The sequence below is a fragment of the Amycolatopsis sp. NPDC000009 genome, from assembly GCF_055563465.1.
Map to the genome: position 1 here is coordinate 411160 of NZ_JBVHDI010000006.1, position 23598 is coordinate 434757.

Genomic DNA, 23598 nt, shown 5'->3' on the forward strand with positions numbered 1-23598 from the left:
CGCCAGGTTAGCGGGGTAACCGAAGATCGGTACTGCGGTTTTCCTCAGTGATCTGTGCCGCTTCACCGCAGTGTGCGGAACCCGGGCGATTCGTACGTTCGTTGACATCCGCAGACGACCACGAAAGGCCGCCATGAACCTCCTCCTCGCCCAAACCGCCAGTGAACCGATGGGAGGACTCGCCGGCTGGGCGGTGTCACTGATGGACGCGCTGGGTGGTCCGGGCGCCGCGATCATCGTCGGCCTGGACAACCTGTTCCCGCCGATCCCCAGCGAACTGGTGCTCCCGCTCGCCGGGTTCTCCGCCAGCCAGGGCACGTTCACCCTGGTGGAAGCCTTGGTGTGGACGACCTTCGGCTCGGTCGCGGGAGCGATCATCGTGTACTACCTCGGCCTCCTGCTGGGCCGGGACCGCACCCGCCGGTGGATGGCCAAGATTCCGCTGGTCAAGACGTCCGACTTCGACAAGACCGAGGCCTGGTTCCAGAAACACGGCACCAAGGCGGTGTTCTTCGGCCGGATGGTGCCGATCTTCCGCAGCCTCATCTCGTTGCCCGCCGGGATCGAGCGCATGCCGTTCTGGCGGTTCCTGACCCTGACCACGCTGGGCAGCCTGATCTGGAACACGGTGTTCGTGCTGGCGGGCTACGGCCTCGGCGAGAGCTGGCACCTGGTCGAGGAGTATGCCGGGTTCTTCCAGTACTTCGTGATCGCCGCCGTCGCGATCGCGCTGACGCTCTTCGTGGTGAACCGGCTGCGGGAGAAGAACCGCACCAACGCCTGAGGGGGTGCGGGCGCCCCTTGCCCAGGGCGCCCGCACCGGGTCTCAGGACCGGAAGGGGCCGGTCACCTCGTAGGTGATCCCGCCTGAGGACGACCCGGAGGTACCGCGTTGCGACGAGAAATACAGCCGGTTACCCGCCGGGGTGAACGCGGGGCCGCAGATCTCCGACGAGCTCTGGCCGTTGATCCGCAGGAACGGCGCCACGATGTCGTTCGGCGTGATGATGCAGATCTCCATGTTGCCGCCGTCTTCGGCGACGAACAGGTCACCCGAGGAGGTCCCCGTGACGTTGTCGACGCCGGTCAGCGGGGCCGAGCCGGGGCTGACCAGCGAGTCGTCGTAGGCGAGCTCGTAGGTGTTGTTCGTCAGGTTGAGCTGCCAGACGCGGTTGTCACCCTTGGTGGTGAACCACGCGGTGTCGTTGGCGTAGTGCAGTCCTTCGCCACCGCTGAACCGCTTCGCGCCGGACACCTGGTTGCGGGTGGCGGTCGGGGAGCCGTCGGGGTCGGGCACGTTCGCCCAGGTGAAGCTGCCCGAGGTCGCCGTGCCCGCCTTGAGCACCTGCAACGTCCCGGCGGAGAGGTTGCCCCACGTCGTCGGGACGAAGCGGTAGAAGCACCCGTCCGAGGTGTCCTCGGTCAGGTAGACGACCTTGCGCACCGGGTCGGCCGCCGCGGCCTCGTGCTTGAACTTCCCCATCGCGGGCCGCTGGACGGCGGCCGTGGCCGGGCCGTTCGGCTGGCACTCGTAGACGAAGCCGAGGTCGACCTCCTCGCAGGAAAGCCAGGTGTTCCAAGGAGTCTTGCCGCCCGCGCAGTTCTGCCGCGTGTTCGAGAGGATGCGATGGGCGCCGGTGATGTTCCCGCTCGCGTCGAATTTGACCGCGCTCGCCCCGCCGCCGGGCGTGATCTCCGAATTCGACACGTAGATCCAGCCGCTGCCGTCGGCGAACACCGCGCCGCCGTCCGGGGCGCTGTGCCAGGTGTACCCGGTGTTCGCGACCTTCTGGCCGGACCGCGCGATCACGCGGCTGGTGAATCCCGCCGGCAGCTGGATCCCGTTCGCGTCGGCCGCCTGGAGCGCGCCGTACGGGCTGGGTCCGTTCTGGGCGGGCGCGGCGAGGGCCGCTCCCGAGAGCCGGTTTCCGAACGCCGTGACACCGGCGCCGACCACGGCCGCGCGCAGGAAATTCCGTCGCTTCACTCATGCCTCCGAGACATCCGCTGATGTGGTGGTGCGGGAAGGAGCGGGTCGGAGAGTACGGGCGGAACGGGACTTCCAGGTGAATTCGCGGCATATTCACCGCGAGAAGAGAACTTTCGTAGGGAACCCTCGCTCAGCACGATTTCCCGGGCTTTGCGGAGCCCCGGGGCGTCGGCCCCGCCGCGTTGTTCCGCGACGGTCAACGCGAGCAGTATCCGATCGATCGGGGCGTATCCGCCATTGCGGTGGTGTCGACGTCCGATCAGGTGACGCCAGTCGGCGAGATACTCGTCGATTCCCGGTTCTCCGGGAACCGCTCGGAGCAGGGCGTGTAGCAGCGCTCGCAGCTGACTTTCGTTGCCGGGCAAGGTGTTCCGGGCCAACATGTCGGCCAGGGTGCTGCGGGACCAGCCGGTCGCGGCGGCCAGCGCGCGGATGCTGAGGCCGCTTCGGTCGCGAAGTTCACGCAGTCGCGCCATGAACTCCGATTCGGTGTTCATCGGAGTGCCCTGGCGGGCACGGGGTGGCGGAGAACGGTGCCGAACAGGGCGATGGCGATGCCCGCGGCGATCGAGGCGCTGGTGCCGGCGAAGGTCAGCGCCGCGGTGAAAGAGGTGAGAATACTCAGGCAGACGATCTGACCGGCCGAAACGCACCTGCGCCTCGGCCGCAACGGGGAAAGAATTCCTTGACTCATGACCTTGCCCTCTCAAGGATCACGCACCCCGGCTGGGTGGCACGCAATACACGTTATCAAAACGTGATAGGGAGTTTAAGGTGAGTCAATGTCCGGGTTCGTCCGGATCCTGGAAAGCCGAAAGCCCCGGATCCTTGGCGGGATCCGGGGCTTCAGGCCTCGCGCTGTTACGCCGCTTGGGCGACCGGAGCCGTCGCCGGGGCCAGCGCGATGTCCAGGACGTCGCGCACGTTCGCCACGGCGTGGACGTCCAGCTGCGCCAGCACTTCGGCCGGGACGTCGTCCAGATCGGGCTCGTTGCGCTGCGGGATGATCACCGTCTTCATTCCCGCCCGGTGCGCGGCCAGCAGCTTCTGCTTGACCCCGCCGATCGGCAGCACGCGCCCGGTCAGCGACACCTCACCGGTCATCGCGACGTCCGACTTCACGACCCGGCCCGAAAGCAGGGACGCCAGCGCGGTCGTCATCGTGATACCGGCACTCGGCCCGTCCTTGGGCACCGCGCCCGCCGGGACGTGCACGTGGATGCCGCGGTCCTTCAGGTCGCCGACCGGCAGTTCCAGCTCGGCGCCGCGCGACCGCAGGTACGACAACGCGATCTGCACCGACTCCTTCATCACGTCACCCAGCTGACCGGTCAGCGACAGCCCGGTCGAGCCGGACTCCGGATCCGCCAGCGACGCCTCGATGTAGAGGACGTCACCGCCGGCGCCCGTCACCGCCAGCCCGGTCGCCACGCCGGGGGTCGACGTGCGCTGCGTCGACGCGGGCAGCGAAGACTCCGGCAGGTGCCGCGGGCGGCCGAGGTAGGTCTCCAGTCCGTCGGCGTCGATCGTCAGCGGCAGCTCGACCTCGTCCAGCGCGACCTTCGTCGCCACCTTCCGCAGGACCTTCGCGATGGTCCGGTTCGCATTGCGCACCCCGGCTTCCCGCGTGTACTCGGCGGCGATGCGGCTGAACGCGCCGTCGGTCAGCGTGACGTCGTCCTTGCCGAGCCCGGCACGCTCCAGCTCGCGGGGGAGCAGGTGGTCGCGGGCGATGGTGACCTTCTCGTGCTCGGTGTAGCCGTCGAGGGTGACCAGCTCCATCCGGTCCAGCAGCGGACCGGGGATGGTCTCGAGCGCGTTCGCCGTCGCCAGGAACACGACGTCGGACAGGTCGAGTTCGACCTCGAGGTAGTGATCGCGGAAGGTGTGGTTCTGCTCCGGGTCCAGCACCTCCAGCAGCGCGGCCGTCGGGTCGCCGCGGTAATCGGCGCCGACCTTGTCGATCTCGTCGAGCAGCACGACCGGGTTCATCGAGCCCGCTTCCTTGATGGCGCGGACGATCCGGCCGGGTAGCGCGCCGACGTAAGTGCGGCGGTGACCGCGGATCTCGGCCTCGTCGCGGATACCGCCGAGGGCGACCCGGACGAACTTGCGGCCCATCGCCTTCGCCACGGACTCGCCGAGCGACGTCTTGCCGACCCCGGGAGGACCGGCGAGCGCCAGCACGGCGCCCGAACGCCGTCCGCCGACCGGGCCGAGCCCGGACTCCGCGCGGCGCTTGCGCACGGCCAGGTACTCGATGATGCGTTCCTTCACGTCGTCGAGACCGGCGTGGTCGGCGTCGAGGATGTCGCGCGCGGCGGCGATGTCGTGGACGTCGGTGGTGCGCTCGTTCCACGGCAGTTCGAGGACCGTGTCCAGCCAGGTGCGGATCCAGCCGCCCTCGGGGGACTGGTCCGAGGTCCGCTCCAGTTTGTCCACTTCGGACAGTGCGGCCTTCTTGACCGCGTCCGGCAGCTCGGCGGCCTCGACGCGGGCGCGGTAGTCGTCGTCGTTGGCCGTCCCGTCGAGCTCGCCCAGTTCCTTGCGGATCGCTTCGAGCTGGCGGCGCAGCAGGAACTCCTTCTGCTGCTTTTCCATGCCCTCCTGGACGTCCTTGCGGATGGTGTCGGTGACCTCGAGCTCGGCCAGCTGCTCGCGGCTCCAGTCGAGGGCCTTCTCCAGCCGCGTGGAGACGTCGAGCGTGGTCAGCAGCTCGATCTTCTGTTCGGCCTTCAGATAGGACGAGTTGCCCGCCAGGTCGGCGACCGCGGACGGGTCCTCGACCTCCTGGACGGCGTCGATCATCTGCCAGCCGCCGCGCTGCTGGAGGATCGCGATGACGACGGACTTGTACTCGGACGCGAGCTTCGTGGAGTTGTCGTCGGTGGTCTCGGTGGCGACCTCGGCGTGGACCCAGCGGGCTGCGCCGGGGCCGTCGGCGATGCGGCCGACGACGGCGCGGCGGGTGCCGCGCAGGAGCACCGCGGTCTTGCCCCCGGGCACGCGCCCGATGCGCTCGACGGTCGCGATGGTGCCGAGTTCGGCGTACTCGCCGTGGACGCGGGGGACGATCAGCACTTCGGCCTTGGTGGCGGCGCTGGACCGGATCCCCGGGAAGGAAGCCTGGGCAGGCGTGTTGGCCTGGGCGGACTCCACCGCGGCGCGCGTCTCCGTGTCGGCGAGGTCGAGCGGGACGATCATGCCCGGCAGCACGACGTCGTCATCGAGCGGGAGGACGGGCAGGAGGCGGTTGTCGGTCATCTGTGCACTCCTCGGTTAGTTGAGTCTGTCTAGCTCAACTCTCCGATCGACCCGTTTGTTTCCTTTCCGCGTTCGCCGTCAGCGATCACCCTCCCCTCTGACCTTTGCCCGGTTCGCGTCGCCTTTAGCCCGCTAAAGGCGACGCGAACCGGTGAGAGGTCGGATGTCAGGGGTGGACGGCGACCCCGCACCAGGCGAACGGCCGGGCACCTTCCTCGTCCCGCCGCAGCTCCCGCACCGGTCGCCAGTCGGGCAGGTTGACGACGCCGGGCTCCAGCAGCGGCCAGTCCCCGAAGAGCGGCTCGATCTCTTCGCGGTCCCGCATCCACACCGGGTTGCTCGTCTTCCGGTACTGCTCGACCATCCAGTGGAGCCCGTCGGCGTCCTCGCCCGTCTGGCCGCCGAAGCTCATATGCGACAACCCCAGCCAGCTGCCCGGCGCCAGCGCGTTCCGGTAGGTCGCGACCAGCGCGGGCGGATCGTCGTGCGGGCCGGCGAAATGCAGGACGGCCATCATCATCAGGCACACCGGCTGGTCGAAATCGATCAGCCGCAGTGTCTCCGGATGCCGCAGGACGTCTTTCGGCCGCCGCATGTCCGCCTGGATGATCCCGGCCCAGTCGGTCGCCTCGTGCCGTTCGAGGATCAGCTCCGCGTGCGCCACCGCCACTGGCTCGTAGTCGACGTACACGACCTTCGCCGTATCGCCTGGCTCCAGTTCCTCCTGGACGATCTCGTGCACGTTCCCGGCGGTCGGGACACCGGAGCCCAGATCGATGAACTGCCGGATCCCGGCGTTCAAGGCCGCGCGCACGACCCGGTTCATGAACTCGCGGTTGTGCCGCGCCCCCGGTTTGACCCACCGCCACTGCTTTTCCAGCGCGCGGGCGAACTCGCGGTCGACCGCCCAGTTGTGCGTCCCGCCGAGGAACCAGTCGTAGATCCTCGCCGCGGACGGCTTCTCGGTGTCGACCCCGGTCGGCGCCACCGGGGCCGTGTCATCGTCCCTCGTCACGAAATGAGCCTATCGGGATCAAGGGACCGCCGGTCGCCGCTGCCAGTAGGTCCAGAGCGGCCGGTACCCCTGCGCGTACCAGAACGGCGTCGAGCGCGGGTTGGCCAGCGCGTGGTGCAGCAGCACGGCTTCGGTGCCGCATTCGTCGAAGACCTGGTGCGCGTGCGCGGCGAGCGCCGTCCCCACGCCGCTCGAGCGCGCCGGTTCGGCCACCGCCAGCGACGACAGGTAGCCGACGCGGTCGGCCGCGACCCGGCCGTCGATCCACGCCGTCTCGCCGGGGAACTGCACCCGGACCATGCCCAGCGGCCGTCCGTACAGTTCGGCGATCCACAACGTCGGATTTTCGCGGCCGACGTGTTTCGACAGCTCCGCCGTGATCGTTTCCTCCGCGCCCTCGCGCAAAGTGACAGAACCGAACTGCGCGTCGTAACGCTGCAATTCCAGTTCGAGTCCGACGGCGGTTTCGAGATCATCGGCTTCGGCGGGCCGGATGTGCACTCCGGGAGTGGCGGGCGGTCCAGTCGCGGCGAGCCGGTCGGCCGGACGGACCGCGATCACCAGCACCGGCGCGAAGCCGCGGCGCAGCAATTCGGCCGAGCCGGGGGAGTCCCGGCTCGGCCGCACCACGGTCGCCGCGGTCTCGACATCCCCAGGTGGAGCCACGGTCTTCAGATGTTCATCCCATCGGGTGAGTAATGCGTCGAGGGCCGCTTCCGGGCGGGGTCCGGTGAGCCGTGCTTCGAGGCGATGTTCGACGAGGGCCCGCCACGGAGAGTCAACAGAATCGGGACCCGCCTCGGTCCGTACCGACAATCCGGCGGCGGCCGAGTCGCCGACCGTCGCGGAGAGTGACACGGAACCCTCGACAGGCTCCAGTGCAGGCATTTCGGGGAGCAGGGCGTCCACGGTGGCGAGCCGCTCGGCGTGCCCGGCGGCGATGGCGTGGCTATTCATAGGGCTATTCAAGCCCCTACTCACGGGTCCGCCGGGAACTTCACGAGATTGGCCGGGGCGTGGCGCCAGGTGACTTCCGGTAGTCGGAAGGAACGCGAATAACGCTCCCATTTCACCCCTTGGTCCACGCAGGTCAGCGCGACGCGCCCATTGTTAACCCTGGGGTGATCTCATACTGTCTCGAATGGGACTTGGGTACGCCCTCCGGGGTACTGTATTGCCCTCGTCCCCGAGGTCGCGGTAGGACAAGACCGGTTGGGCAGCCGGGAAGGAAGGTCGGATGCCGGACACGAACGGCAGGCCCGGGAGCGCCGCACAGGCGACAGCGGGCAAGGGAGGTGCCGTTACGGAGGCTCGTACCGACGAGCGACGGTTCCGCGTCTACACCTTCGCGGTACTCACCATGGGCATCGCCGCCGCGGCCGCGGTCAGCCTCTGGCTGGACTTCGAGGCTTCGGACGACCTGCTGTGGATCGGGCCGATCCTCGCGCTCGCGTTCCTGCTCGCCGAACAGCTCGGCATCAACGTCGACGTCCGCAGCGGCATCTCGTGGACGATCTCGTTCACCGAGATCCCGCTGGTCATCGGATTCTTCGTCGCTCCCTTCGAAGTCGTGCTCGCCGCCCATCTCGCGGCGGGCATCGGGACACTGCTGGCCCGCAAGGTCGCGGGCCGTGTGCTCTACAACGCCGGCGCCTTCCTGCTGGAGATCACCGGCGCGTTCGCCGTGGCAGGACTGGTGAAGCAGGCCTCCGGCGCCCAGGACATGACCTGGATCGCCGCGCTGGCGGGCACTTTGACCGCGCCGCTGGTCAGCACGCTGCTCGCGCTCGCCGCCGTCCGCGTGTTGCGCCGCCGCATGCGGGTCAGCACCGCGATCCGGTTGACCGGCCGCATCCTCGTCGTCGGCTTCGTCAACGCTTCGGTCGGTCTTTCCGGATATTTGGTCATTTCCGGGACGCCGAAGGCCTGGCCGCTCGTGCTGGCGGTCTTCCTCGGGCTCACCGCGTTGTACTGGGCGTATTCCGACCTGCTCCGTGAGCAGCGCGACATGGAAGCGCTGTCCGACGTCAGCCTGATGGTCGCGCGCTCCGGTCAGCAGGCCGCCGCCCGGCCGGCCGGACGCGCCGACGAGCTCGTCGGAGGTGTCGACGTCCGCGAATGGGCGACCATCGCCGAGCGCATCAAGGACCAGCTGGCCGCCGGCCGCGTCGTGCTCAGGCTTCGACTGGAACCGAAGGACACCATGCGGATGGTGGTCGCGGGCGACGAACTGCCGCCCGTCGACCCGGCCGCCGACGACCCGCTGCTGCGCCTGCCCGGCGCGCACGTCCGGCACTTCCGGATCACCGAAGCCAATCCCGACGTCCGCTCCGCGTTGCTCGACCGCGGCGCGCAGGAGGCGCTGGTCGTCCCGTTGCGCAGCGCGAACCAGCTTCTCGGCGTCGTCGAAGCGCACGACAGGCTGTCCCGCTGGCGCGGGTTCGGCAAGTACGACGTCCAGCTGCTCGGCACGATGGCCAGCCACCTCGCGACGTCGCTGGACAACCGGCGCCTGCTCGCGACCCTGCGCCACGACGCCTACCACGACCCGCTGACCGGCCTGCTCAACCGGCCGGGCTTCCGTCAGGTCGCCAAGGAACCGTTGCGGGAACAGGTCGACGCGGTCGTGCTCCGGATCGATCTCGACGTCTTCTCCACCGTCAGCGACGCCCTCGGCTACGTGTGGGCCGACCGGATGGTCATCGCCGCGGGCCGCCGGATCCGCGACGCGCTCGGCCCCGACGTCCCGCTCGCCAGGCTCGAAGGCGCGTCCTTCGCCGCGCTCCTCGTCGGCTGCGCGCCCGAACGTGCCCAGGCCGCCGCGGAACTGCTGCGCGCGGAGCTCGTCGCCCCGTATCCGGTGGACCGGCTCTCCGTCGAAGCCAACGCGATGATCGGCTACGCCACTTCGTCGGCGGAAGACGACGACCAGGTCGACGTCGACGGGCTCCTGCAACGTGCCGACGTCGCCGTCCGCGCGACCAAGGGCGGCGAAGAGGTCCGCGGGTACATGGCCAGCATGGGTCAGATCTTCATGCGCCGGTTCCAGATGGTCACGCAGTTCCGGCAGTCGCTGGAAGAAGGCCAGCTGAGCGTCCATTACCAGCCGAAGATCACCTTGCCGAACCGGCAGATCCAAGGCGTCGAGGCGCTCGTCCGCTGGGTGCATCCGGAGTTCGGCAGGCTCGGGCCCGACGAGTTCGTCCCGGCGATCGAAGCGGCAGGCCTCATCGGCGTCCTGACGTCGTTCGTGCTCGAAGAGTCGTTGAAGCGCGTGCGCAAATGGCTCGACGAGGGCCTGCGGATCTCCGCCGCGGTGAACCTGTCCGTGCGGAACCTGGCCGACGAGGACTTCCCGACGAAGGTCGCGCGCGAACTCGACCGCTTCGGTATCCCGCCCGAGCTGCTCACCTTCGAGCTGACCGAGTCCGGTGTGATGTCCGACCCGCAGAAGGCGCTGCCGATCCTGCGGGAGCTGCACTCGCTGGGCATCGTGCTCGCCGTCGACGACTTCGGCACCGGCTACTCGTCGCTGGCGTACCTGCGGCAGCTCCCGGTCGACCAGGTCAAGATCGACAAGAGCTTCGTCCTCGGGATGGGCACCGACCTCGGCGACCTCGCCGTGGTGCGCTCCATCGTCGAGCTGGGCCACTCGCTCGGTCTCACGGTCGTGGCGGAGGGCGTGGAGGAGGACGTCGCGCGGGATCAGCTCGAGGCGATGGGCTGTGACGTGGCACAGGGCTACCTCATCTCGCGGCCGCTGCCGGAGGACCGCCTGGAGGCCTGGCTGCAGGCTCGCACGGCACGCTCGCCGGGGCGGCACTCCGAGACCGTGCTGACCCTGCTGACCTGAGGTTTTGCGGTAAGGGGACCCCCCTGAAATCGGGGTCCTCCGAAGTTGGTAATCTTTCCAAGTCCTCGCGAGAGGCAAGGCCCCTTTAGCTCAGTCGGCAGAGCGTCTCCATGGTAAGGAGAAGGTCTACGGTTCGATTCCGTAAAGGGGCTCGCGACCTCAGCCGCGTCACGTAAGCGTGTCGCGGCCAGGTTCATGTAAGGCGGTGTAGCTCAGCTGGCAGAGCAAGCGGCTCATAATCGCTGTGTCGCCGGTTCAAGTCCGGCCACCGCTACGCGGTAATCCTGGGTATCCCAGGCCTAGTAGAGAAGGAAATGCTGTGGCTGCCACTGACGTGCGACCGAAGATCACGCTCGCGTGTGAGGAGTGCAAGCACCGCAACTACATCACCAAGAAGAACCGGCGCAACAACCCGGATCGCCTGGAGATGAAGAAGTTCTGCCCGAACTGCGGTACGCACCGGACTCACAAAGAGACCCGCTGAGCGTCTAGCGGTTCTACCTGTCTCACCCGAAGCCGTCCTGGTCACCAGGGCGGCTTCGGGTTTTTCCGGGTTCGGTAGCCTGCTCGGGTGGCCTTGGACCAGTCGTTCACCGGGCGGGTGTACCCGCCGACCAGTACCTATGAAGTGAGTCGCGAGAAGATCCGGGAGTTCGCCGACGCGCTCGGCGACGCGAACCCGCTCTACCGCGACACCGAAGCGGCGAAGGCGGCCGGCTACCCCGACGTCATCGCGCCGCCGACGTTCCTGACGATCATCAACCTCGCCTCGATCAACGCGATCGTCTCGGACCCCGAGCTGGGGCTCGACTATTCGCGGATGGTCCACGGCGACCAGCGGTTCACCTACACGCGGCCGGTGCACGCGGGCGACGTCCTGTCGCTCACCACGTACATCGACAACATCATGACCCGCGCCGGGAACGACTTCATCAACCTGCGCGCCGAGATCTCCGGCGCCGACGGCGACCTGATCGCCACCACGAACGCGCAGCTCGTGGTCCGAGGGGAGGACGCGTGAGCACGTTCACCGCCGGGGAAGAACTGACGCCGCTGACCATCGACGTCACCCGCGAGCAGCTGGTGCGCTACGCCGGCGCGTCGCTGGACTTCAACCCCATCCACTGGAACGAGGCCTTCGCCAAGGAGGTCGGCCTTCCCGACGTCATCGCGCACGGGATGCTGACCATGGCGCTCGGAGCACGGCTCGTCACCGACTGGCTCGGCGACCCCGGCCGTCTCGTCGACTACTTCGCGCGCTTCACGCGCCCCGTGGTCGTGCCGAACGACGGCGCGGCGACGATCGAGTTCACGGGGAAGGTCGCCGTCGTCAACGACGACGGCACCGCCCGCGTCGACATCACCGCCAAGTTCGAGGGCAAGGCCGTCCTGGGCAAGGCGCAGGCGGTCGTCCGCACCTGACGTCCGGGGGAGCAAGGGACCTTTGCTCACGCTCGCTTAGCATGCCTAAGTAAGTGGGAGCAAAGGTCCCTTGCTCTACGCGAGCTTGAGCAGCTTCTCGATGACCTCCGCCATCCCCTCCGCGCCCCGCGCGTTCGGATGCAGCGGCGCCGCGGGCACGGAGGGAGCGGGGCCTTCGACCCAGCGCCGGTTCGCGGCGCTGCACATGTCCCGCCCCTTGCTCGCTGTCGACATGTCGGCGAAGCCCGCTTCGTGTTCCTTCGCCGTCTCCTGCAACGCCTCGTTCAGTCGCTTCAGCGAGTCGCGGAAGTAGGCCACGTCGCCCGCGCCGACCGGCAGAACCGGCCAGCAAGCGGCGTCGTCGTCCGGAAGTACCGTCGGGTACCCCACGACCACGATGCGCGCCGAGGGGGCCTTCGAGCGGATCTGGTCCAGAATCCCGCCGAGCCTGCCCGCTGTGGCGGCGCTCCGCTCCGCCAGCTGGTCGCGCCCTCCCGCGGTCAGCTGGGTCTTGCACGGCGAAGCGGTCTGCACCTGCGTCGCGCATTGGCTCGCGAAGCCGACGAAGCCCACGTCGTTGCCGCCGATCCCGACGGTCACCAGAGTCGTCTCGGCGTCGATGGCGTCGAGTTGCGGAGCGTTCGTGCCGTCCCGGGTCTTCTGCTCGCCGGTGAGGTGTTCGGTCGTGGCGCCGCCGCAGCTGACGTCGACGAACTCGGCCGGACGCAGCTTCGCGGCGAGCAGGCTGGGGTAGTTGTTGTCCGAGCGATCGCAGCCCGGCGGCTCGCCCACCGGCCGTCCGGTGCCCGGCGAAGCCGTGTAGGAATCCCCCAGCGCCACGTACCGGCCCGCCCCGTCCGGAACGGTGACCCCGCCAGGCGTCACCGAAGTCCCGCGCTCCCACAGGTGGTAAGCGATCCCCAGGACGGACAGCACGATCACCAGGAAGAGGCAGCCGCCGCCCGTTCTTCGCCGCGTCACCCGTTCGTTGTACGCGACCTGGGTCACGTTTGTCATCGGTCCGCTCGTCGGTGAACGACGTGTGAACGGGTGATCTCCGGTTGCCTGAGACGTGGATCACGTTCAGGGTGAAGCCCGTACCTGCCCCCGAGGAAAGGCGGAAACCGTGAGCCTGAACTTGAACAAGCTGGTGGACAAGGCGTGGGAGGACAAAGGGGTCAACGAGCTGCTGGACGCGCCCCCGTCCGCCCTTGAAGGCCTGACCAAGAAGCACGACGAACTCCTCGCCGAGCTCAAGATCAAGACCATCCGGGATCTCGGCAACTGGAAGTACGCGGCGAAGGCGCACGCGCTCGTCCAGCTCGCCGACGGCGAATCCTGACGTTCTGAAGGCCCTTCCCGGTGAGCGGGGAGGGCCTTCAGCCGCGCGGGACGAGGTCGCGCAGCTTGGCGGCGAGATCGAGGGCGTGCCCGACGTCCCGCGCGAGGTAGTGCGGGTCGACGAAGGCCTCGGTGATCCCGGTCTCGGCGGCCGCCTTCAGCTGCGCGGCGACGTCTCGGAGATCGGTTCCGGGCTTCGGGTTGAGCCGCAGGACCCGCCGCAGCGTTCCGGGGTCGCGGCCCGCCTTCTCGGCCGCGCTCACCACGGTCTCCCAGAGCTTCGCCAGATACGGCGCGGGCAGCCCCGCCGGAAGCCAGCCGTCGGCGCGGCGGCCGACGCGGTCCAACGCCACCGGCGACAGCCCGCCCAGCAGCACCGGGGGATGCGGGCTCTGCGCCGGTCGCAAACCCACCTTCGACGCCGGGACTCGCCAGCGTTCGCCTTCGTGTTCGACAGGGTCTCCGGTCCAGAACTTCCGGAGGACGTCGAGAAGCTCCTCCAGTTGCGCGCCACGCCCCTTCCAGGGCGTGCCCGTCGCTGTGTACTCGTCGCGAAGCCAGCCGATGCCCAAGCCGACGTCCAGCCGTCCACCGCTCACCTGATCCAGTGAAGTGAGCATCCGGGCGAGCACGACGGCCGGATACACCGTTCCGGTGAGCGTGCTGGTGCCCAGCCGGACCTTGTTCGTGACGCTCGCGGCGACGGTCAGCAGGATCAGCGGATCGCCGAAGGTGACGAACTCGGGCGGGTACGGCCGTTCGGGCGTGCCGCCGGGGTAGAAGTCCGACGGCGACACCGGGGCCAGCACGCGATCCCCGACCCACAAGGACTCGTACCCGAGCTCCTCGGCGGCCGCGGCGAAACCGGTGACGGCGTCCAGCGACGCGAGGGGACCGTACTGCGGAAGGGCGATTCCCAGGCGCATCGCGGTCACCGTGCTTCCGCGAGCAGACGACCCATTCTGGTGATCCCTTCGGCGAGATCGTTTTCGTCCAGGGCATAGGAAATCCGGAAGTACCCCGGCGTCCCGAACGCCTCGCCGGGCACCACGGCGACCTCGGCCTCGCGCAGGATCAGATCGGCGAGGGCCGCCGTGTCGGCCGGGCGTTCGCCGCGAATTTCCTTGCCCAGCAAGGCCTTCATCGACGGGTAGACATAGAAGGCGCCGAGTGGCACCGGAGTTTCCACGCCAGGGATCTCGGAAAGCAGGGAGAGCGCGGTTTTCCGCCGGGCATCGAACGCTTCGCGCATCGCGAAAACGGCGTCGAGCGGACCGCTCACCGCGGCGAGCGCGGCCCGTTGCGCCACGTTCGAAACGTTGCCGCACAAGTGCGACTGGTACGCCGTCGCGGCCTTCACCACGTCCTGCGGACCGAGTAGCCAGCCCACTCGCCAGCCGGTCATCGAGTACGTCTTCGCGACGCCGTTCAGGACGATCGCGCGGTCGGCGAGCTCGGGGACCAGGACGGGCATCGAAGGCGCTTCGGCGCCGTCGTAGACCAGGTGCTCGTAGATCTCGTCGGTGATGACCCAGAGACCGTTTTCGTGCGCCCAGCGCCCGATCGCCTCGACCTGTTCGCGCGGATACACCGCGCCGGTCGGGTTCGACGGCGACACGAACAGCAGCACCTTCGTGCGCGGTGTCCTGGCGGCTTCGAGTTGCTCGACGGTGACCAGGTAGTCCGTCGTCTCGTCCGCCGTGACCTGCACCGCGACGCCGCCGGCGAGGGCGATCGACTCCGGGTACGTCGTCCAGTACGGCGCGGGCAGCAGGACTTCGTCGCCGGGGTCGAGCAGTGTCGCGAACGCCGAGTAGACCGCCTGCTTGCCGCCGTTGGTCACCAGGACGCGGCCGGGGTCGACCTCGAACCCGGAGTCGCGGACGGTCTTCGCCGCGATCGCCTCGCGCAGCTCCGGGAGCCCGCCCGCCGCCGTGTAGCCGTGGTTGGCCTTGTCGCGGACGGCCGCTTCGGCGGCTTCGAGCACGTTGGCCGGGGTGGGGAAGTCCGGCTGCCCGGCGCCGAACCCGATCACCGGACGACCCTGCGCCTTGAGCTCCCGGGCCTTCGCGTCGACGGCCAGCGTGGCCGAGGGCGTGATGCCGCCGATGCGAGCCGAGACGCGGTCGGCCGTCGAAGACGAGGGTGCGGGAGCGCTCATGGCGACATCGTGGCACGATCATGGGGTCGGCCGTGGGGGAGTTTCCCCGCGGAAGGCTGCTCCGCGCCGCTTTGAGGGGCGCGGTTGCGAAGCTGTTCGGGGGTTGCCGTAGACTTCTGGTCTCGGAACGCACTACGGTCATCCCCGCCACGGCGGTGGGGACGATGGAATGCGTCCTCGGGAGCTCCAGAGCATCGGGGCTCCAAAGGGGTGTAGCTCAATTGGCAGAGCAGCGGTCTCCAAAACCGCAGGTTGCAGGTTCAAGTCCTGTCACCCCTGCGTTAGCGAACTGGTGAAGGCGGAGGAGTGGTCGTGAGCGACAGCGACGCCAGCGGTGAGAAGGCGCAGGACGGCGCCGGGCAGAAGCCCGACGAGCAGTCCCGCCCGGTGACCGCCGCTGCCCGGCGTGAGCGCCGTGCGTCCGCGCGCCCGTCCGGTAAGGCCGACGCCAAGTCGGACGACAAGACCCGCCCCGCCGGCAAGGCGAAGGCCGGGGACAAGACCGAGAAGTCCAAGGACGCCAAAGGCACGGCGACCCCGAAGCGCGACCGCAAGCCGAAGCAGGCGTCGATCTTCGCCCGGCTGATGCGCTTCATCCGTGAGGTCTGGGCCGAGCTGCGCAAGGTCATCTGGCCGAACCGCAAGCAGATGGTCACCTACACCGCGGTGGTGCTGGTCTTCGTGGTGTTCATGGTGGCGCTGGTGAGCGGCCTCGACCTGGCCTTCAAAGAGGTCGTCGGTGCCGTCTTCGGCAGCTGAGGCAGCCGTTCGCGGTGCCTGAGGGCACCGCGCGGAGGCCTGCGCCACGGCAACCGATCAACTGAGAGGACGGAACGTGACCTCCGACAACGGCACAGCAGCCGGTCATGAGCTGACCGAGCTTTCCGACGAGCAGGTGCACGCGGCACTCGGCGACGAGCAGTCCGAGCACCTGGACTCCGTCGAGGTGCCCGCCGCAGGCGACGAGGTCGACGAAGCCGGAGATGTCGCGGAGGCCGAAGAGGCGTCCGTCGAGACCGACGACACCGCCGCCGAGCCCGAGGCCGACGAGGACGTCGACCCGGTCGCCAAGCTGCGCGCGGAACTCAACGCCGCTCCCGGCGAGTGGTACGTCGTGCACTCGTACGCGGGTTACGAGAACAAGGTGAAGACCAACCTCGAAACCCGCACCCAGACGCTGGACGTCGAGGACTACATCTTCCAGATCGAGGTCCCGACCGAAGAGGTCACCGAGATCAAGAACGGCCAGCGCAAGCAGGTGCAGCGCAAGGTGCTGCCCGGCTACATCCTGGTCCGCATGGACCTGAACGACGCCTCGTGGAGCGCGGTGCGCAACACGCCGGGTGTCACCGGGTTCGTCGGCGCCACTTCGCGTCCGTCGCCGCTGACCGTGGACGAGGTGCTCAAGTTCCTCGCGCCCAAGGTCGAGACGGCCGCGCCCGCCAAGCCCGGCAAGGGCGAGGCTGCCGCTTCCGAGTCGCAGCTGGGCGGCCCCGCGGTCGAGGTCGACTTCGAGGTCGGCGAGTCGGTCACCGTCATGGACGGCCCGTTCGCGACGCTGCCCGCGACGATCTCCGAGGTCAACGTGGACGGACAGAAGCTGAAGGTCCTGGTGTCGATCTTCGGCCGGGAGACCCCGGTCGAGCTGTCGTTCAACCAGGTCTCCAAGATCTGACGGCCGCCAGACGGCCGGCAGTCCCCGCGTACTGGCAGGTGTGCGGGGGACTCAAGTCAGTAAGAAGGAACAAACGAAATGCCACCCAAGAAGAAGAAGCTTGCGGCGATCATCAAGCTGCAGATCAAGGCGGGTGCGGCCAACCCCGCGCCGCCGGTCGGCCCCGCGCTGGGTCAGCACGGTGTCAACATCATGGAGTTCTGCAAGGCCTACAACGCCGCGACCGAGTCGCAGCGCGGGGACGTCGTCCCGGTCGAGATCTCCGTGTACGAAGACCGTTCGTTCGACTTCAAGCTCAAGACGCCGCCGGCCGCGAAGCTGCTGCTGAAGGCCGCGGGCGTGGAGAAGGGTTCCGGCGAGCCGCACAAGACCAAGGTCGCCAAGGTCACTTGGGACCAGGTCCGCGACATCGCGAAGACCAAGGAATCCGACCTGAACGCGCACGACATCGACCAGGCCGCGAAGATCATCGCCGGCACCGCCCGCTCCATGGGCATCACGGTCGTCGACTGAGTTCCACCCAGCACCACCGTGGGAGAGCCAGTGCTGGCTCCAACACCACACTGATCCGTTGAAGAGTTAAGGACAGAAGCAATGCCCAAGCACAGCAAGGCCTACCGCAAGGCTCTTGAGCTGGTGGACCGCGAGCGGCTCTACGCCCCGCTCGAGGCCGCGAAGCTGGCCAAGGAGACTTCCTCCGCGAAGATGGACGCCACCGTCGAGGTCGCCATGCGCCTCGGTGTCGACCCTCGCAAGGCCGACCAGATGGTCCGCGGCACCGTGAACCTGCCGCACGGCACCGGTAAGACCGCCCGCGTCATCGTTTTCGCCGTTGGTGACAAGGCCGCCGAGGCCGAGGCAGCCGGCGCGGACGTGGTCGGTACCGACGAACTGATCGAGCGCATCCAGGGTGGCTGGCTCGAGTTCGACGCCGCGATCGCGACGCCGGACCAGATGGCGAAGGTCGGCCGTATCGCCCGCATCCTCGGCCCGCGTGGCCTGATGCCGAACCCGAAGACCGGCACCGTGACCCCCGCGGTCGCGAAGGCCGTCTCGGACATCAAGGGCGGTAAGATCAACTTCCGCGTGGACAAGCAGGCCAACCTGCACTTCGTCATCGGCAAGGCCTCGTTCGACACCGAGAAGCTGGTGGAGAACTACGCGGCCGCGCTGGACGAGGTCCTCCGCGCCAAGCCGTCGTCGGCGAAGGGTCGCTACCTGAAGAAGGTCACGATCTCCACGACGATGGGCCCGGGCGTCCCGGTGGACCCGGCCCGGACCCGCAACCTCCTCTCCGAGGACGCGTGAGTCTGAGTTAGACATCACTGAGAAGGGGGCGGTCCCGCTACGGCGGGGCCGCCCCCTTTTCGTGTTTGCTGGAGGGTATGCCTACCTTCGCGTCGTTCGACGGGCTTCAGCTGAGCTACACCGTTTGGGAAGGCCGTGGGCGCCCGGTACTGCTGCAGCACGGCTTCGCCGCCGACACGAACGCCAACTGGATCGCCACCGGCGTCGTCGACACCCTCCAGGACGCGGGGCTGACCGTGATCAGCCTGGACGCGCGCGGCCACGGGCGGTCGGCGAAACCGCACGACGAGGCGAGCTACGGCGACGACGCGATGGTTCGCGACGTTTCGGCGCTGCTCGACACGCTGAACCTCGACGAGGTGTCGATGGTCGGCTACTCGATGGGCGCGATGATCGCGCTCGGCGCGGTGGCCGCCGACCCGCGGATCCGGTGCCTCGCGATCGGCGGGGTCGGGTCGGGGATCGTCGACTTCGGCGGCGTCGATACCCGCGTCGTCACGCCGGAGGCGATCAGTGAGGCTCTGCTCGCTTCGGACCCTTCGACGCTGCCGCCGTCTTCGGCGCCTTTCCGGGCGCTGGCCGACGCGTTGCGGGGGGACCGGATCGCGCTGGCGGCCGTCGCGCGCGGGACGGCGAACCCGAAACTGGACCTGACGGCGATCGCGGTGCCGACCCTGATCCTGGCCGGCGACACCGACCCGCTGGCAGCGGAACCCGAACGCCTGGCCGCCGCCATCGCGGGCGCACGCCTGGTCCGCGTGCCCGGCGACCACCTGGCCGCCGTCATGCACCCCGCCTTCGGCTCCGCCCTGACGGGCTTCCTCACGTCGCACGACCTCTGACCCGACCTGCGTTTCGCGGGCTGATCGCGATCCGGCGCCCGACCTGCGTTTCGCGGGCTAAACGCGATCCCGAGGGCACTTGCGTTTAGCCCCCTAATCGCGATCTGGGGTGGAAACGCCCAGGTCAGTTGCCGGTGGGCGGGGCAGGGCAGGGGTCGGGCGAGTTCGCGTGCCCGGTGATCAGCCACTGGCCCATCTCGACTTCCTGCAGGGTGAAGCTGCCCAGCAGGGGGCCACCGCGGATGCTGTACCAGCACGAGTGGATCGTCAGGTTCTGGCGCGGGACCACGCTCGACATCGGGCGTACCGCGTAGATGTACGGCGTGATGTCGGTGACCTTGGCGTTCAGGGCCGGGACGGCGGTCGCGCAGTCCGGATACCCGAGGTCACGGGCGAACTGGGCCTGCGCCTGTTCGCTCATCGACAGGCAGACCTTTTCAACGCGGGTGGCAGGCGGGTAAGGCTTGCCGATCGTGTCGTAGATGGCCCGCACCGCCTCCCATGGGTTGGTCGAAAGCACCTGGTTGGTGCGGTGTTTCCCTCCGCCGCCTTCGACGAACGTCGCCGTGTTCTGTCCGGCGTCGCTGGGGAAGAAGTGCCGGTAGACGATGGTGGCGCCGACACAGATCAGCACGATCACGATGATCCAGGCGAGGAGCTTCCCGCCCAGCCGCCGCAGCCAGCGCGGCACGCGTGGCCGAGGGGAATGCACGAGCTCGCCGGGCGGCGGTCCCGGAGGCTGCCCGCCGTAGTGCTGGGTCATGGGCTGCGCGGGCTGCTGCGGCACGAGGCCCTGCTTCTGCGCCTCGGTGAACTTCAGATAGTCCTGGAACTGCTGAAACTGCTGGAACTGGCGCAGTTGCTCGTCGTCCAGCCGGGGCGCGGGCTGACCTCCCGCCTTGGGCTCGATGTCCGTGCCGGGCTCGTTGTCCGGCTTTCCGTCATCACGCTGCTCCGCCACGTCACCATGATGCCTCGCGAGTCCTCCCGTGCACTCCGCCGGTCGCGTTTAGCCCGCTAAACGCGATCTGGGGGGCCCGCGCGAAGGGTTGGAGAGGCTCGCGTATTCTTGTCAAGGTTCTACCGAAGACCGCTGGTCTTCTCCTGGTCATCTGGCCTGGAGAACGAAGGCCCCGCTAGGGCGGGCGACCCGCGCAGGAGGAACGAGGCTCGCTCGCGACGTACTCCGTCGTTTGCCCTGACGCCCCGCGCCTGTCTGCGCTGGGGCGTTTCGTCGTTTCAGGGCTCTCAAGGCCAGTGGACCACTAGCCAAGAGAGGAGGCGACCATGGCGAAGCCCGACAAGGAGGCGGCCGTCGCCGAGATCGCGGAGCGCTTCCGCACCAGCTCGGCCACAGTCGTTACCCAGTACACCGGCCTCTCCGTGTCCCAGCTGTCCCAGCTGCGCCGCGCTCTCGGCACCAATGCCAAGTACCGGGTCGCGAAGAACACCCTTGTCCAGCGTGCCGCCACGGACGCCGGCATCGAGGGTCTCGAGGACCTGTTCGTCGGCCCGACCGCGATCGCCTTCGTCGAAGGTGAAGCTGTTGACGCCGCGAAGGCGCTTCGCGACTTCGCGAAGGACAACAACGCGCTTGTGATCAAGGGCGGCTACATGGACGGCAAGACGCTGTCCGTGGACGAGATCAACCAGATCGCCGATCTCGACAGCCGTGAGGTCCTGCTCGCCAAGGCGGCGGGCGCGTTCAAGGCGAAGCTGTCCCAGGCCGCCGCGCTGTTCCAGGCGCCGGCGTCCCAGGTCGCCCGCCTGGCTGCCGCGCTGGAGGAGAAGCAGCGCAACGCCGGTACCGAAGCAGCCGAAGCACCCGCCGAGAGCTGAACACCCCCCACCCCGAACTTTTAGTTCGTTTCAGAGAGGAAAGCCACCATGGCGAAGCTGAGCACCGCCGAGCTGATCGACGCCTTCAAGGAGCTCACCCTTCTTGAGCTGTCCGAGTTCGTGAAGGAATTCGAGACCACCTTCGACGTGACCGCAGCCGCCCCGGCTGCCGTCGTCGCCGCCGCCCCGGGTGCCGCCCCGGCCGCGGCCGCCGAGGAGCAGGACGAGTTCGACGTCGTCCTCGAGTCCGCCGGTGACAAGAAGATCCAGGTCATCAAGGTCGTCCGTGAGGTCGTCTCGGGTCTGGGCCTGAAGGAGGCCAAGGAGCTGGTCGAGGCCGCTCCCAAGGCCCTCCTGGAGAAGGTCGACAAGGAGGCCGCCGAGGCCGCCAAGGAGAAGCTCGAGGCCGCGGGCGCCAAGATCGCCATCAAGTGATCTCGGGCGCGTCAGCGCCTACCGCAGCACCGTCGAAGGGGCGGGCATCCACACGGATGCCCGCCCCTTCGCTGTCTCCCGCCCACGACCTGCGTTTAGCCCCCTGATCGTGACGCGTAGCCACGCTAAGCATCAGGGCGCCAGATCGCATTTAGCCCGCTAAACGCGATCCGAGCGGCGCGGAGGGTGACAGGGGCACTGACCTGCGTTTAGCCCCCTAATCGCGATCCGGGCCGGGCGGCGCCCGCTGTGGATCTGCGCGCGGGAGTGACGTGCACTACGGTGCTGCCAGCGGTGCACGGGCAGGCGGCGGGCTGCGCGAAAAGTTACCCGCGGGTCTGGCCAGAAAAGAAAACTGGTGAGTAACCTGTTCGCACTCAGCTCGTTGCACCTGGTTGACGCGGGTATCGCTGCGCGAACGCATGCGTCCTCCCGGGCCAGTGGCACGGGACGGCAGTGCGCGACGACGCGGAACAGCTCCTGGAGGTGCGATGGGTGCCGAGGTGGTCATCGAAGGTCTTTCCAAGTCCTTCGGTAAGCAGGCCATCTGGCGGGACGTCACGCTGACCCTGCCTCCGGGCGAGGTTTCGGCGATGCTCGGTCCGTCCGGAACCGGTAAGTCCGTCTTCTTGAAGTCGATGATCGGTCTGCTCAAGCCGGACCGTGGCCGGTGCATGATCAACGGCGTCGACATCGTGACGTGCTCCGAACACCAGCTCTACGAGGTGCGCAAGCTCTTCGGCGTCCTGTTCCAGGACGGCGCGCTCTTCGGCTCGATGAACCTCTACGACAACGTGGCGTTCCCCCTGCGCGAGCACACGAAGAAGTCGGAGACCGAGGTCCGCCGGATCGTGCTCGAGAAACTCGAGATGACCGGTCTCAACGGCGCAGACAAGAAGCTGCCCGGCGAGATCTCCGGCGGTATGCGCAAGCGCGCCGGGCTCGCCCGCGCACTGGTGCTGGACCCGCAGATCATCCTCGTCGACGAGCCGGACTCCGGTCTCGACCCGGTCCGCACCACCTACATCTCCCAGCTCTTCCTGGACGTCAACGCGCAGATCGACGCGACGTTCCTGATCGTCACGCACAACATCAACCTCGCCCGCACCGTTCCGGACAACCTGGGCATGCTCTTCCGCAAGGAACTGGTCATGTTCGGCCCGCGTGAGGTGCTGCTGACCAGCGAGGAGCCGGTCGTCAAGCAGTTCCTCAACGGCAAGATGGACGGCCCCATCGGCATGAGCGAGGAGAAGGACTCGGCCCAGCTCGCCGCGGAGCGCGCGATGTTCGAGGCCGGCCACCACGCTGGTGGTGTCGAGGACGTCAGCGGGGTGCCGCCGCAGATGCAGCCGACGCCCGGCGTGCCGACCCGGATGGGCGCGGTCCGCCGCAAGGACCGGGTCATGCAGATCCTGCACGGCCTGCCGCCCGAAGCGCAGGAGAGCATCATCGAGTCGCTCTCCCCGGAGGAGCAGCAGCGCTACGGCGTCCGCCCGCAGCGCCTCGCGGCCGCCGGGCACCGGTCGGCGCCCACCGAGACCTCGATCCCGAACCACCACCAGGGCCAGTTGCCCGATGACCAGGTCGCCCACATCCCGCACCCCGGGAGAGCGGGCAACCACCGCTTGCGGCCACAAGATCCGGGGTCAGGTGGCGCGTGAGCTCTTCCGCTTCATCGGCGAAGATCCCCGGGATCGGCATGTTGCGCGAGACCGGGAACCTGTTCGCTCTCGGCCTCGACATCGTTCGTGGCATTTTCCAGCGCCCGTTCCAGCTGCGGGAGTTCATCCAGCAGGCCTGGTTCATCGCGAGCGTCACGATCCTGCCGACGGCGCTCGTCGCGATCCCGTTCGGCGCGGTCATCTCGCTGCAGTTCGGTTCACTCGCCCGCCAGCTCGGCGCCCAGTCCTACACGGGCGCCGGGTCGGTGCTCGCCACCGTGCAGCAGGCCAGTCCGCTGGTCACGGCGCTGCTGGTCGCGGGCGCCGGCGGTAGCGCGGTCTGCGCGGACATCGGCGCGCGGACGATCCGTGAAGAGATCGACGCCATGGAGGTGCTCGGTGTCTCCGCGGTGCAGCGGCTGATCGTGCCGCGCGTGCTCGCGATGATGCTGGTGGCGCTCCTGCTGAACGGCATGGTCAGCGTCATCGGCGTGCTCGGCGGGTACTTCTTCAACGTCGTCCTCCAGGGCGGGACGCCGGGCGCGTACCTGGCGAGTTTCTCCGCGCTGGCCCAGCTGCCGGACCTCTGGGTCGGCGAGCTGAAGGCGCTGATCTTCGGCTTCATCGCCGCGGTCGTCGCCTCTTACCGGGGACTGAACCCGTCCGGCGGCCCGAAGGGCGTCGGGGACGCGGTGAACCAGTCGGTCGTCATCACGTTCCTCATGCTGTTCGTGGTGAACTTCGTGATCACGCTGATCTACCTGCAGATCGTGCCCGGAAAGCTGGACTGAC

25 protein-coding genes and 3 tRNA genes are annotated in these 23598 nt (G+C 68.3%); 18 read left to right on the top strand and 10 right to left on the bottom strand.

Annotated features, from left to right (window positions below; translation table 11 throughout):
* Nucleotides 1–133 precede the first annotated feature (133 nt).
* Entirely contained in the window at nt 134–784 is a 651-nt protein-coding gene (locus tag ACZ3HL_RS20015) for a DedA family protein (RefSeq protein WP_465415415.1), read from the top strand.
* 42 nt (nt 785–826) lie between these two features.
* Here ACZ3HL_RS20015 and ACZ3HL_RS20020 read toward each other — a convergent pair whose 3' ends face one another.
* The 6 genes from ACZ3HL_RS20020 to ACZ3HL_RS20045 all read right to left on the bottom strand — a co-directional run bounded on the left by ACZ3HL_RS20020 (nt 827) and on the right by ACZ3HL_RS20045 (nt 7226).
* Nucleotides 827–1987 carry an alkaline phosphatase PhoX gene (locus ACZ3HL_RS20020; protein WP_465532748.1) on the bottom strand — a complete coding sequence of 387 codons (1161 nt, stop codon included), beginning with the start codon at nt 1985–1987 and terminating at the stop codon, nt 827–829.
* Nucleotides 1984–2487, bottom strand: coding sequence for a helix-turn-helix domain-containing protein (locus ACZ3HL_RS20025; protein WP_465532750.1), 504 nt, complete (start codon nt 2485–2487; stop codon nt 1984–1986). Before ACZ3HL_RS20025 ends, ACZ3HL_RS20020 begins: the two co-directional genes overlap by 4 nt.
* Nucleotides 2484–2684 carry a hypothetical protein gene (locus tag ACZ3HL_RS20030; protein ID WP_465415409.1) on the bottom strand — a complete coding sequence of 67 codons (201 nt, stop codon included), beginning with the start codon at nt 2682–2684 and terminating at the stop codon, nt 2484–2486. Before ACZ3HL_RS20030 ends, ACZ3HL_RS20025 begins: the two co-directional genes overlap by 4 nt.
* Nucleotides 2685–2851: 167 nt before the next feature.
* Nucleotides 2852–5254: an endopeptidase La gene (gene lon, locus ACZ3HL_RS20035; RefSeq protein WP_465532752.1), complete on the bottom strand. Its 2403-nt coding sequence runs from the start codon at nt 5252–5254 to the stop codon at nt 2852–2854.
* A gap of 166 nt (nt 5255–5420) precedes the next feature.
* Nucleotides 5421–6269 (bottom strand): SAM-dependent methyltransferase, encoded by an 849-nt coding sequence (locus ACZ3HL_RS20040; RefSeq protein WP_465532754.1) that lies wholly within the window; start codon nt 6267–6269, stop codon nt 5421–5423.
* Between the two features lie 18 nt (nt 6270–6287).
* The gene (locus ACZ3HL_RS20045; protein ID WP_465532756.1) at nt 6288–7226 is read right to left on the bottom strand and encodes a GNAT family N-acetyltransferase; all 939 of its coding nucleotides are present in this window, start codon (nt 7224–7226) and stop codon (nt 6288–6290) included.
* Nucleotides 7227–7506: 280 nt separating this feature from the next.
* Between ACZ3HL_RS20045 and ACZ3HL_RS20050 the strand changes: the two genes are divergently transcribed.
* From ACZ3HL_RS20050 to ACZ3HL_RS20075, 6 genes are all read left to right on the top strand, one after another.
* Nucleotides 7507–10122 carry a putative bifunctional diguanylate cyclase/phosphodiesterase gene (locus tag ACZ3HL_RS20050; RefSeq protein WP_465415400.1) on the top strand — a complete coding sequence of 872 codons (2616 nt, stop codon included), beginning with the start codon at nt 7507–7509 and terminating at the stop codon, nt 10120–10122.
* Nucleotides 10123–10201: 79 nt separating this feature from the next.
* Nucleotides 10202–10274, top strand: a tRNA-Thr gene (locus ACZ3HL_RS20055).
* 49 nt (nt 10275–10323) lie between these two features.
* Nucleotides 10324–10396 (top strand) — tRNA-Met (locus ACZ3HL_RS20060).
* 45 nt (nt 10397–10441) lie between these two features.
* Complete coding sequence (gene rpmG, locus ACZ3HL_RS20065) at nt 10442–10606, top strand: 50S ribosomal protein L33 (protein WP_005152047.1); 165 nt, start codon at nt 10442–10444, stop codon at nt 10604–10606.
* Nucleotides 10607–10693: 87 nt separating this feature from the next.
* Nucleotides 10694–11143: a MaoC family dehydratase N-terminal domain-containing protein gene (locus ACZ3HL_RS20070; protein WP_465415398.1), complete on the top strand. Its 450-nt coding sequence runs from the start codon at nt 10694–10696 to the stop codon at nt 11141–11143.
* Nucleotides 11140–11544, top strand: coding sequence for a MaoC family dehydratase (locus ACZ3HL_RS20075; RefSeq protein ID WP_125679930.1), 405 nt, complete (start codon nt 11140–11142; stop codon nt 11542–11544). Before ACZ3HL_RS20070 ends, ACZ3HL_RS20075 begins: the two co-directional genes overlap by 4 nt.
* A gap of 75 nt (nt 11545–11619) precedes the next feature.
* On the opposite strand, the gene ACZ3HL_RS20080 is transcribed toward ACZ3HL_RS20075, so the two are convergent.
* Complete coding sequence (locus tag ACZ3HL_RS20080) at nt 11620–12552, bottom strand: SGNH/GDSL hydrolase family protein (protein ID WP_465532797.1); 933 nt, start codon at nt 12550–12552, stop codon at nt 11620–11622.
* 118 nt (nt 12553–12670) lie between these two features.
* Between ACZ3HL_RS20080 and ACZ3HL_RS20085 the strand changes: the two genes are divergently transcribed.
* Nucleotides 12671–12886, top strand: a complete 216-nt coding sequence (locus tag ACZ3HL_RS20085) for a hypothetical protein (RefSeq protein ID WP_465415396.1) — start codon at nt 12671–12673, stop codon at nt 12884–12886.
* 37 nt (nt 12887–12923) lie between these two features.
* On the opposite strand, the gene ACZ3HL_RS20090 is transcribed toward ACZ3HL_RS20085, so the two are convergent.
* Together ACZ3HL_RS20090 and ACZ3HL_RS20095 are read right to left on the bottom strand one after the other, a co-directional pair.
* Nucleotides 12924–13820, bottom strand: coding sequence for a TIGR03619 family F420-dependent LLM class oxidoreductase (locus tag ACZ3HL_RS20090; RefSeq protein WP_465532758.1), 897 nt, complete (start codon nt 13818–13820; stop codon nt 12924–12926).
* Nucleotides 13817–15046 (bottom strand): pyridoxal phosphate-dependent aminotransferase, encoded by a 1230-nt coding sequence (locus tag ACZ3HL_RS20095; RefSeq protein WP_465532760.1) that lies wholly within the window; start codon nt 15044–15046, stop codon nt 13817–13819. Before ACZ3HL_RS20095 ends, ACZ3HL_RS20090 begins: the two co-directional genes overlap by 4 nt.
* A gap of 206 nt (nt 15047–15252) precedes the next feature.
* Between ACZ3HL_RS20095 and ACZ3HL_RS20100 the strand changes: the two genes are divergently transcribed.
* From ACZ3HL_RS20100 to ACZ3HL_RS20125, 6 genes are all read left to right on the top strand, one after another.
* Nucleotides 15253–15325 (top strand) — tRNA-Trp (locus ACZ3HL_RS20100).
* A gap of 27 nt (nt 15326–15352) precedes the next feature.
* Nucleotides 15353–15805, top strand: a complete 453-nt coding sequence (gene secE, locus ACZ3HL_RS20105; protein ID WP_007031001.1) for a preprotein translocase subunit SecE — start codon at nt 15353–15355, stop codon at nt 15803–15805.
* 76 nt (nt 15806–15881) lie between these two features.
* A complete protein-coding gene (gene nusG, locus ACZ3HL_RS20110; protein ID WP_465415390.1) occupies nt 15882–16721 on the top strand; it encodes a transcription termination/antitermination protein NusG in 840 nt (279 codons plus the stop codon).
* Nucleotides 16722–16799: 78 nt separating this feature from the next.
* Nucleotides 16800–17234: a 50S ribosomal protein L11 gene (gene rplK / locus ACZ3HL_RS20115; RefSeq protein WP_020633284.1), complete on the top strand. Its 435-nt coding sequence runs from the start codon at nt 16800–16802 to the stop codon at nt 17232–17234.
* 81 nt (nt 17235–17315) lie between these two features.
* A complete protein-coding gene (rplA, locus tag ACZ3HL_RS20120; protein WP_465415388.1) occupies nt 17316–18029 on the top strand; it encodes a 50S ribosomal protein L1 in 714 nt (237 codons plus the stop codon).
* Nucleotides 18030–18106: 77 nt separating this feature from the next.
* Nucleotides 18107–18871, top strand: coding sequence for an alpha/beta fold hydrolase (locus ACZ3HL_RS20125; protein ID WP_465415386.1), 765 nt, complete (start codon nt 18107–18109; stop codon nt 18869–18871).
* A 124-nt stretch (nt 18872–18995) separates the two neighbouring features.
* Here ACZ3HL_RS20125 and ACZ3HL_RS20130 read toward each other — a convergent pair whose 3' ends face one another.
* Entirely contained in the window at nt 18996–19832 is an 837-nt protein-coding gene (locus tag ACZ3HL_RS20130) for a hypothetical protein (RefSeq protein WP_465532762.1), read from the bottom strand.
* Nucleotides 19833–20158: 326 nt separating this feature from the next.
* Here ACZ3HL_RS20130 and rplJ point away from each other — a divergent pair, with 326 nt between their 5' ends.
* From rplJ to ACZ3HL_RS20150, 4 genes are all read left to right on the top strand, one after another.
* A complete protein-coding gene (gene rplJ / locus ACZ3HL_RS20135; protein WP_192747811.1) occupies nt 20159–20710 on the top strand; it encodes a 50S ribosomal protein L10 in 552 nt (183 codons plus the stop codon).
* 48 nt (nt 20711–20758) lie between these two features.
* A complete protein-coding gene (gene rplL / locus ACZ3HL_RS20140; protein ID WP_037332742.1) occupies nt 20759–21145 on the top strand; it encodes a 50S ribosomal protein L7/L12 in 387 nt (128 codons plus the stop codon).
* A gap of 491 nt (nt 21146–21636) precedes the next feature.
* Nucleotides 21637–22806, top strand: coding sequence for an ABC transporter ATP-binding protein (locus ACZ3HL_RS20145; RefSeq protein WP_465415381.1), 1170 nt, complete (start codon nt 21637–21639; stop codon nt 22804–22806).
* 38 nt (nt 22807–22844) lie between these two features.
* Nucleotides 22845–23597 (top strand): MlaE family ABC transporter permease, encoded by a 753-nt coding sequence (locus tag ACZ3HL_RS20150; protein ID WP_020633292.1) that lies wholly within the window; start codon nt 22845–22847, stop codon nt 23595–23597.
* Nucleotide 23598 lies beyond the last annotated feature (1 nt).

Coding starts and splice junctions, on each gene's coding strand:
- ACZ3HL_RS20015 (WP_465415415.1), top strand. CDS start 134: ATGAACCTCCTCCTCGCCCAAACCGCCAGTGAACCGATGGGAGGACTC.
- ACZ3HL_RS20025 (WP_465532750.1), bottom strand. CDS start 2,487: ATGAACACCGAATCGGAGTTCATGGCGCGACTGCGTGAACTTCGCGAC.
- ACZ3HL_RS20030 (WP_465415409.1), bottom strand. CDS start 2,684: ATGAGTCAAGGAATTCTTTCCCCGTTGCGGCCGAGGCGCAGGTGCGTT.
- lon (WP_465532752.1), bottom strand. CDS start 5,254: ATGACCGACAACCGCCTCCTGCCCGTCCTCCCGCTCGATGACGACGTC.
- ACZ3HL_RS20045 (WP_465532756.1), bottom strand. CDS start 7,226: ATGAATAGCCACGCCATCGCCGCCGGGCACGCCGAGCGGCTCGCCACC.
- ACZ3HL_RS20050 (WP_465415400.1), top strand. CDS start 7,507: ATGCCGGACACGAACGGCAGGCCCGGGAGCGCCGCACAGGCGACAGCG.
- ACZ3HL_RS20095 (WP_465532760.1), bottom strand. CDS start 15,046: ATGAGCGCTCCCGCACCCTCGTCTTCGACGGCCGACCGCGTCTCGGCT.
- rplK (WP_020633284.1), top strand. CDS start 16,800: ATGCCACCCAAGAAGAAGAAGCTTGCGGCGATCATCAAGCTGCAGATC.
- rplA (WP_465415388.1), top strand. CDS start 17,316: ATGCCCAAGCACAGCAAGGCCTACCGCAAGGCTCTTGAGCTGGTGGAC.
- ACZ3HL_RS20125 (WP_465415386.1), top strand. CDS start 18,107: ATGCCTACCTTCGCGTCGTTCGACGGGCTTCAGCTGAGCTACACCGTT.
- rplJ (WP_192747811.1), top strand. CDS start 20,159: ATGGCGAAGCCCGACAAGGAGGCGGCCGTCGCCGAGATCGCGGAGCGC.
- rplL (WP_037332742.1), top strand. CDS start 20,759: ATGGCGAAGCTGAGCACCGCCGAGCTGATCGACGCCTTCAAGGAGCTC.
- ACZ3HL_RS20145 (WP_465415381.1), top strand. CDS start 21,637: ATGGGTGCCGAGGTGGTCATCGAAGGTCTTTCCAAGTCCTTCGGTAAG.
- ACZ3HL_RS20150 (WP_020633292.1), top strand. CDS start 22,845: ATGTTGCGCGAGACCGGGAACCTGTTCGCTCTCGGCCTCGACATCGTT.